7 protein-coding genes and 2 pseudogenes are annotated in these 5,659 nt (G+C 34.2%); all 9 read left to right on the forward strand.

Annotated elements, in window-relative coordinates; all coding sequences use genetic code 11:
• Positions 1-410 precede the first annotated feature (410 nt).
• A complete protein-coding gene (locus LEP1GSC195_RS18670) occupies positions 411-902 on the forward strand; it encodes a hypothetical protein (protein WP_040507260.1) in 492 nt (163 codons plus the stop codon).
• A gap of 239 nt (positions 903-1,141) precedes the next feature.
• Positions 1,142-2,047 carry a restriction endonuclease gene (locus tag LEP1GSC195_RS18675; RefSeq protein WP_015683060.1) on the forward strand — a complete coding sequence of 302 codons (906 nt, stop codon included), beginning with the start codon at positions 1,142-1,144 and terminating at the stop codon, positions 2,045-2,047.
• Positions 2,048-2,243: 196 nt separating this feature from the next.
• A complete protein-coding gene (locus LEP1GSC195_RS20100) occupies positions 2,244-2,639 on the forward strand; it encodes a hypothetical protein (protein WP_015683062.1) in 396 nt (131 codons plus the stop codon).
• Between the two features lie 44 nt (positions 2,640-2,683).
• Positions 2,684-2,944, forward strand: coding sequence for a hypothetical protein (locus LEP1GSC195_RS20105; protein ID WP_040507261.1), 261 nt, complete (start codon positions 2,684-2,686; stop codon positions 2,942-2,944).
• Positions 2,945-3,159: 215 nt separating this feature from the next.
• Positions 3,160-3,690, forward strand: a complete 531-nt coding sequence (locus LEP1GSC195_RS18690; RefSeq protein WP_015683061.1) for a hypothetical protein — start codon at positions 3,160-3,162, stop codon at positions 3,688-3,690.
• Positions 3,691-3,998: 308 nt separating this feature from the next.
• The gene (locus LEP1GSC195_RS18695) at positions 3,999-4,223 is read left to right on the forward strand and encodes a DUF433 domain-containing protein (RefSeq protein WP_015683059.1); all 225 of its coding nucleotides are present in this window, start codon (positions 3,999-4,001) and stop codon (positions 4,221-4,223) included.
• The gene (locus LEP1GSC195_RS18700) at positions 4,213-4,575 is read left to right on the forward strand and encodes a DUF5615 family PIN-like protein (RefSeq protein WP_015683064.1); all 363 of its coding nucleotides are present in this window, start codon (positions 4,213-4,215) and stop codon (positions 4,573-4,575) included. The genes LEP1GSC195_RS18695 and LEP1GSC195_RS18700 overlap by 11 nt, the downstream gene beginning before the upstream one ends.
• A gap of 763 nt (positions 4,576-5,338) precedes the next feature.
• Positions 5,339-5,585, forward strand: a pseudogene (locus tag LEP1GSC195_RS18705) (CopG family ribbon-helix-helix protein).
• Positions 5,585-5,659 (forward strand): annotated as a pseudogene (locus tag LEP1GSC195_RS19775) (putative toxin-antitoxin system toxin component, PIN family); the annotation flags it as partial. The pseudogenes LEP1GSC195_RS18705 and LEP1GSC195_RS19775, both read left to right, overlap by 1 nt.

Consider the following 5,659-nt stretch of genomic DNA (forward strand, 5'->3'; position numbering starts at 1 on the left):
ACGCGTAGACTCTCTCCGTCACGCTTCTCGCTACGCAAGAAGACGCGCCGACGCTAACGCCTTCTACGAAGGCTCAGCTACGAGGAACGTCGTCTCCCCTAGTTCGTTATACGACATTCTTGAAAATTAAAATACTAACAAAAATACAAAATAACAAAAATAATAGACTAATTTAAGAAAAATTACAAAATTGTATATATACATATACACGATTTTCTTCTACTAATTTCCTGTAAAACTGAAAGAGAACCATTTGATTGCGAAGCTTATCATCGGCCTAACCTTGCAATAAGCTGCACTAATGAAGAATCACCAGACTTCTGTCTGATAGAAATCTTAAGTTATTATAAATGCAAAGAAGAAAATTCAAAAAAACTATTTAACAAATTTGAATTTTAGATAATACACCATTGTTAAATTACAAAAAGCATATTTCAATAATTAGTATTTTGACTTTATTCTCCTGCAATTTTTTATTAAAAGGGCCTGAGCAAGAAGTTACTTACGATGAATTTTACATTCATAAAACATTTTCTACTGGAAATATATTTTTCGAATCAAATAATATTTCATTCTCGATTCCCAAAAATCAACTTACACACCCAACTCTATTAAAGATAAAATACACTGAAAACGATCAAATTTTAGCTAAATCGATTGATCTTCAAATTAATAATCAATACTTTAAAAATCTATCTTTCAGACAAAAAAAACAAAATTTAATAAGAGAAGTCTATGTTTCTAGTATAGACATAGAAACCAGCTTAATCAGTAATAAATATTTTCCAAAAATTGAAAACATAGTTTTTTATATAAAAAATGATAAGATCCAGAAAATTATTTTAGTAAACAAAGAAGACTTAGAAGTCTTAAATCAATTAATGAAAAATACCTCCCATTAATTAATGGAAAAATATAAAAAACTCAAGAACGTCGTATAACAGCGCGGAAACGCTTCGCTTCGGGACGAGCCCTCGCTTGGCCTGCGGCACATTTCCCTTCTGGCACTCGCTTGCATACGCAAGCTACGTGGCCAGTCCCTAACGTCCCGTCGGGACTCAGGGTCGGGAAACGTCGTCTCCGCTATTTCGTTATGCGCAAGTTCGCAAAAATTAGAATTAAAAATAAAAAGTAAAAAAGAATGGCAATACCACAATTTCAAGAAGCTATGAAACCTGTTCTAGACTTTCTTTCTAAAAATAAAGAAAGTCACACATCTGAAATCAGAAACTATGTAGCTTCTGTTTTCAATACAACAAAGGAAGAAATGGAAGAAATGCTTCCTTCAAAAAGAGCAAAATTATTTTATAACCGTGTCGCATGGGCAATTCAATATTTAAAAATGGCAGAATTGATTGAATCTGAAAAAAGATCTTATTATAAAATTACAATTGCAGGAATAAACTATCTCCCGAATTCACCTAAAAATATTACCGTTCAAGATCTCTCCAAATTTGAAGCATTCAAATTAAAAAAGGATTCAACTGAAAAACTAGAAGATATTCAAGAGAAACAAAATTTCTCCATTCAAACTCCAGAGGAAATGATTCAAAACGGTTACAACATCATTTTATCAGACTTATCTTCTGAATTAATTAAATTATTAAAATCTACTTCTCCATATTACTTTGAATTTATTGTAGTCGATTTGCTTATCAAAATGGGTTACGGAGATAAAAATGATGCAAACGCAATTCTAACTAAAAAAAGCGGAGATGAAGGTGTAGATGGAATTATAAAAGAAGATAAATTAGGATTAGAATTTATATATGTTCAAGCAAAAAGATGGGAAAATCCGGTCGGTAGACAAGAAATTCAAAAATTTGCTGGAGCTTTACAAGGTCAACGAGCAAAGAAAGGAGTTTTTATAACTACATCCAGGTTTTCAAATGATGCGGTTGAATATATAAACAAAATCGAAAATAGAATTATCTTAATCGATGGAAATGAATTAACAAAACTTATGATTGAATATGGTGTTGGCGTTTCCGAAAAAGAAAATTATATAATAAAGAAAATCGATACAGATTATTTTGTTGAAGAATAGCGAACCAGCGCATAACAGCGCGGAAACGCTTCGCTTCGGCACGAGGCCTCGCTCGGCCTGCGGCACATTCCCCTTCTGGCACTCGCTTGCATAAGCAAGCTACGTGACCAGTCCCTAACGTCCCGTCCGGGACTCAGGGTCGGGGAACGTCGTCTCCGCTAGTTCGTTATATGCAATAAACCAAATACAATCTTTTATGAAAAATCTAAAAAATCTAATAATAATAGTTTCATTTCAAATTTCTTGTTCAACACCAAACGAAACGAAAATCAACAATACTGATCTAAAGGATACATCTAAAGAAAATGTAACAATAGAAATTAATTTTACCAAATTAACTGAAGTAACAAAGGAAATTGAAATAAATCTCCAAACAATTGATTATATTTCAAAGGATGACTTTAAATTTGGATCAAAATTTAAATTTAGCGAAAATATCAATGGTAATAAACTTGAAATAGAAATACCAAAAGGAAAATATGTAGGATCAATTGGAGTCAAAGTATCCAACACAACACCTTTTTACTCAAATCTAAGTGGTTTGCATACCGTATATTTTGGAATAAACGAAAAAAGAAGTAAAGAAACATAATAAATGAAAAATGTAATTCAATAGAATCTTACAGTCTCAGAAAATTGAAGTATTCTAAAAACTCAAATTTTTGTGATGATCTCGATGTATCAAACAAAAAGTATTCAATTAATTTCATTTCTGATGAAAAAATAGATTTCAATCCTACTAGAACTTTAACATTTACATATGTCGGTGTTTCTATTGGTTTAGCGAAATTATTTCAACATTACCAACTTGCTCCAATTCTTTTGATTAGTGGATACTTCGGATTCATTCAAAATGATATAGAGATTAAATCAGAAATTTTGGAAGAAGCTTTATAAAATGGTTTACTGCATATAACAGCGACTAACCGCTTCGCTTCGGGACTTCGCCCTCGCTCGGTCTGCGACACATAGGCTTCTGGCACTCCCCTTGCCTGCGCAAGTGTCGTGGCCAGTCCCTAACGTCCCGTTCGGGACTCAGGGCCAGCCTACGTCGGTTAGTCTAGTTCGTTATACGCCATAATTTAAAATTTTAAAAATAAAGAGAAAACCGAATGAAATTCTTTTATAATACCTTACTTACACTTCTCCTATTCCAATGTATCAATAAGGAAAAAACTATTTATAAAGATGAGTTTATTGAGGTTTACTTTTCAAATAAATACAAAATAAGCAAAAATAAATGTCCGCTACCTGATTGTTTACAGTTAATAAATCACGAATTTTTGCCATCCGAAGCAATGATTATAGATAGTGGAAAATTTAATGAAAATTTAAATCAATGGTTGGAATTAGGTGTACAATCCCTTAAAAATAAAAAAGAAATTGTTGTGAATGAAGTTGTCGATCAAAGTGAAAACTGTCAAAAGGCATTAATTATTTTTAAATCAGATTACAAAGATATTAATACAGAGAGAATTGGTTTACAACTTTCCTCGATATCTTTAATTAAAACAAAAGAATTCTCAAGAGGAATATACTGGCGACATATTCTTACTAATAATATTGAAAATTTACCACTTTTACAGAAAGGTTTAGAAAGCGTAATAAGAGCAACACTAATTAACGCTAAGTGCATTGAATAAATAAATTACGGCGTATAACAGCGGCTTACTGCTTCGCTTCGGGACTTGCGCCCTCGCTTGGGCTGCGCCAAATTGTCCTCCTGTCACTCGTTTGCATCCGCAAACTACGTGCCAGTCCCTAACGTCCCGTCCGGGACTCAGGGTCGGACAACTTCAGTAAGCCTAGTTCGTTATACGATATTCCCTAAACTTCTACTTTTGAAATGGCATTAGTTTAATGGAGAAAAGCAAGAATAACTGATAAATTCAATTTATTTCTGCTCTAACAAAACTTGACTTTTTTTCAAGATCGGTGATAGAATATCACTATGGATTATAAATCTAGACTTTCCTCCTCACCTGACGTTTTACTCGGTAAACCGGTGATTAAAAATACAAGGATAGCAGTCGATCTAATTCTCGAAAGATTAGGCGATGGAATGTCTATCGAAGAAATCCTCGAAGCTTCACCAGGAATCGAAAAAGACGATATCCTTGCTTGTATCTCCTATTCAAGCCACGTAATAAGCAGAGAAAGCTTGCTTGCAAGTTAATATACTCGCTGACGAAAACGTCGACTATCGACTTATAAAACTTCTTAGAAATGAAGGGCACAGAGTTCTTTCTGTTTTAGAAGAGAGTAAAGGTATTACAGATTTACAAGTCATTGACCTGGCAAAAAAAATTGACGCAATCATTCTTACCTTAGATAAAGATTTTGGTGAATGGGTTTTTGCTCACAAAGAATATTCGAACGGAATCATTTTTCTACGATATAACCCTAAAGATTTTAAAGAAATTTTCAACTCTTTGAATATTCTCCTAAATAGAAATAGTCTCGAATTAAATGGGAAATTTGTCGTATTATCAAAAAACAAAATTCGCATAAGAGATATTCACTTATAGTCAATAAATCGGGAACATCGTATAACAGCGGGGAAACGCTTCGCTGCGGCACTTACGGCCTTGCTCGGTCTGCGACACATTGTCCTCCGTCACGCTTCTCGCTCCGCAAGAAATCGCGCCGACGCTAACGCCTCCTACGGAGGCTCAGCTACGGACAACGTCGTCTCCCCTAGTTCGTTAATTGCAATGTCCAAAAAGGTTTTAAGAGAATCTTTTTTATGTAATTTTCGCTGGTTCTTTCTTTCACGCGTTTAAGAAAGAGAAGAGAAAGACAAAAGAGTTTCATTTGAAGAGAAGAAAAGATTAGAAAGTGCTTCATTTCATTATTGTCTTTCTCTACTTTCTATTTGGTACAATTATTAGATCACAGTTCTGTTTAAGTAAGTTTAATTTACTTTTCCAGCGAAATGAATGATTTTAAGAGAAGAGACGCTCGGAATGTTTTGGACTTCTTACCTTCTTACTTACACTGGTTTCTATTATTGGACACTGCAATTAACATCGGCTAACCACTTCGCTTCGGGTCTTACGCCCTCGCTCGGCCTACGGCACATAGGCTTCCTGTCACTCGTTTGCAGTCGCAAACTACGTGCCAGTCCCTAACGTCCCATTCGGGACTCAGGGTCAGCCTACGTCGGTTAGCCTAGTTCGTTATGCGAACATTGCGGGGAAGAGTCGCCGCATCCGTGCGGCGTTTTATAAGAAAAAAACCCAGAAATAAACAATTTGACAAATATACAAATCTTGTATATGATGGGAAATTATGAATCAGACTGTTAATATCTCTTTCGAAAAAGCTCTTTTAAAAGAAATTGATAAAATTGCAAAAAAAAAGAACACAGATCCAGATCCGAACTGATTCGTGAAGCTGCAAGGTCTTATATTGAGAAAAAATCTAAGTGGCAAGCTATCTTCGATTTTGCTTCAAAACTATCGATAAATCAAATCTTAAAGAAGCTGACATTTTTGATGAAATTAAAGCAGTTAGAAGAAATAAAAAAGCTTCTTAATGTTAAGAGTTCTTTTAGATACTAACATATATATTTCTGCAATCTTGTTCAACGGAAAGCCTAGAATGGTTTTC

It is taken from the genome of Leptospira wolbachii serovar Codice str. CDC, assembly GCF_000332515.2.
GTDB lineage: Bacteria > Spirochaetota > Leptospiria > Leptospirales > Leptospiraceae > Leptospira_A > Leptospira_A wolbachii.